The following is a 2,207-nucleotide window of genomic DNA, read 5'->3' as shown; positions in this document are numbered from 1 at the left end:
CAAGATATTTGGCTGAAAATCTGGCGCACCTTCCTCTCCCTGCTGGACGCCGAAGGCCTCCTGGATTGGGAGGAAGCCTTTATTGACGCCAGCTTCGCACCGGCGAAAAAGGGGGCGACTGCGTCGGCAAAACCAAGAGGGGCAAAGGCTCGAAGTGGCTGGTGGTGGTCGATGGCCAGGGTGTTCCTCTGGGAGGCGCCATTGCCTCGGCGTCGCCGGCGGAAGTAACTTTGGCGGAAACGACCCTGGAGACCGTCAAGGTCCCGCGGCGGGGCCGGGGCCGTCCAAAAACCCGACCCAAACGCCTCATTGCTGATAAGGCGTATGATTCTGATAACTCAAGTTTCGCACCAAGTAACAGTCGAAAGTTACTTATTTTTGCTTGAGAAGTAACACCTATATCATGGAAAAGGCTCCCGATTTGTGGTAAGTTAAGATCGTGTAATCGTTAACAAATACCACACAAAAGGAGCCTTCCCATGCATAACAGGAAAATTGTTCGCTTTCAAGGGCAAATCGAAACGGCCCTGAAAAATTTCCGGGCCGACCTGGAACTGAGGCTCAAGGAATTGTTTGCCGTGCTGCATATCCAAAGCCATCTGACCGCCGCCGGCATCCGCAAGTGCGAAGGCTTTCGCCCCGTGCATCTCTTGTTCGTCCTCACCAGCCTGGTGTTCCTGCATATCAAGACCGTCCACGACCTGCTCCAGCGACCGCTTACGTCCCTGTTTCAGGCTCAGAAAGACGCCTTCTACCGCTTCAAGAAAGCCGAATGGAGTTGGGGGCCTTTTTACCGGCGCTTTCTCGCCTGTCTGGGGAAGCGGCTACACTGGTCCGAGACCGCCCAGGCCAACTGCTTCATCCTGGATACCTCCGCGCTCTCCAAACGGGGCAAGCGCCTGGAAAATCTGAGTTTCGTCTATGACCACTCCCAGGGCAAAACCGTCAAAGGCTACGAGATCCTGGCTCTGGGATTGTTGACGCCCCGCAATTTCTATCCCGTGAACTTCGGCCACCATTTCTCCCACACCGCGCCGGCACAGGCCCCCGAGGCCCGGCCCGTGAAGACCCGGGGCGAGGTGGCCCGGCGTCTTCAGGAGGCCAGGGAGTTGACCAAACCGGCTCTGGCCCTGAAGATGCTCAAGGCCGCCCTGGCGCAAGGAATTCCGGCCCTCTACCTCCTGGTGGACGCCTGGTTTACTTCCCCCACATTCTGCCAGGAGGTCAAAAACCTGGGCCTGCACGTCATTGGCCGCTTGAAGCGGGACCGGACCCGTTATTATCGCGGCGAGGCCGGCTACACCCTGGACCAACTCTATCAGGCCCACAAACACCGCCTGGTCAAGGCGCCGGCCTTGGGGCTCTCCCTCCTCCGGGTGCCAGTGAGCTGTGGCCACGGCCTTAAGGGCGCCATCGTCTTTACCAAAGGCTATAAAGAACCCGATTTAGCAACCCGGCCCGGTGGCAAGATCAAGGCGGAGCCGCCCTGGGCCGCCTTTTTCACCACCGACCTCAGCCTGACCGCCGTCCAAGTGGTGCAAAAATATCTGGGTCGCTGGTCCATTGAAGTCTTTTTCAAAGAAGCCAAACAGCGCCTGGGGCTGGGCCAGGAGCAGGGCCGCTCCTTTGCCGCCCAGGTTTATTCCGTCATCCAGGCCTTTTTCCGGTACAGCCTGCTGGCCTACCTCCTGGAGCATGACGAACAGTCCCAGACCATCGGCGATCTCTTTCGCCAACTGGAAGAAGAGACCGGCAAGCTCACCTATCTGGAGCGGCTGTGGCAATACCTCGCCACTTTCCTGAAAACGGTGCTCAACACCTTGGCCCAATTTTGCGATCCAGGACCCCAGTTTCGAGCTTATCTCGATGCGATCACCAATACTTTCAACCGCTTCTCCCCACTTCAGGGGTGCGAAACTTGAGTAACCTGGTTGATGATGGCCCTGGCCGCATCCAGGGCCTCTTGCCGACCACCTGGGTTACGCCAAAATCAACCCTTCCGACAATGTCCCCATGAATATCGCGTATCTTACCACCGGCCTGGACTACGGTGGGGCCGAGACCGAGTTGATGCATCTGGCCGCCCGGCTTAAGGGTCGGGGCTGGCCAGTGCGGGTGGTGTCCATGCTGCCGCCCCGGGCTTATATAGAGGAGCTGGAAGCTGCGGGGATTCCGGTGGACTCTTTGAACATGCGCCGGGGCGTGCC

1 protein-coding gene and 2 pseudogenes are annotated in these 2,207 nt (G+C 58.5%); all 3 read left to right on the top strand.

The annotated features are described in order from the left end of the window. Nucleotides 1-228, top strand: a pseudogene (locus tag ACP5PX_RS07935) (hypothetical protein); the annotation flags it as partial. A gap of 251 nt (nucleotides 229-479) precedes the next feature. Next, entirely contained in the window at nucleotides 480-1,922 is a 1,443-nt protein-coding gene (locus ACP5PX_RS07930) for an IS4 family transposase (protein WP_428085413.1), read from the top strand. Between the two features lie 91 nt (nucleotides 1,923-2,013). Continuing rightward, nucleotides 2,014-2,207, top strand: a pseudogene (locus ACP5PX_RS07925) (glycosyltransferase); the annotation flags it as partial.

The organism is Hadarchaeum sp. (SeqCode), assembly GCF_049969415.1.
GTDB lineage: Archaea > Hadarchaeota > Hadarchaeia > Hadarchaeales > Hadarchaeaceae > Hadarchaeum.
The sequence above is the reverse complement of the archived record's forward strand: the minus strand, read 5'-3'. Positions and strand labels throughout refer to the sequence as shown.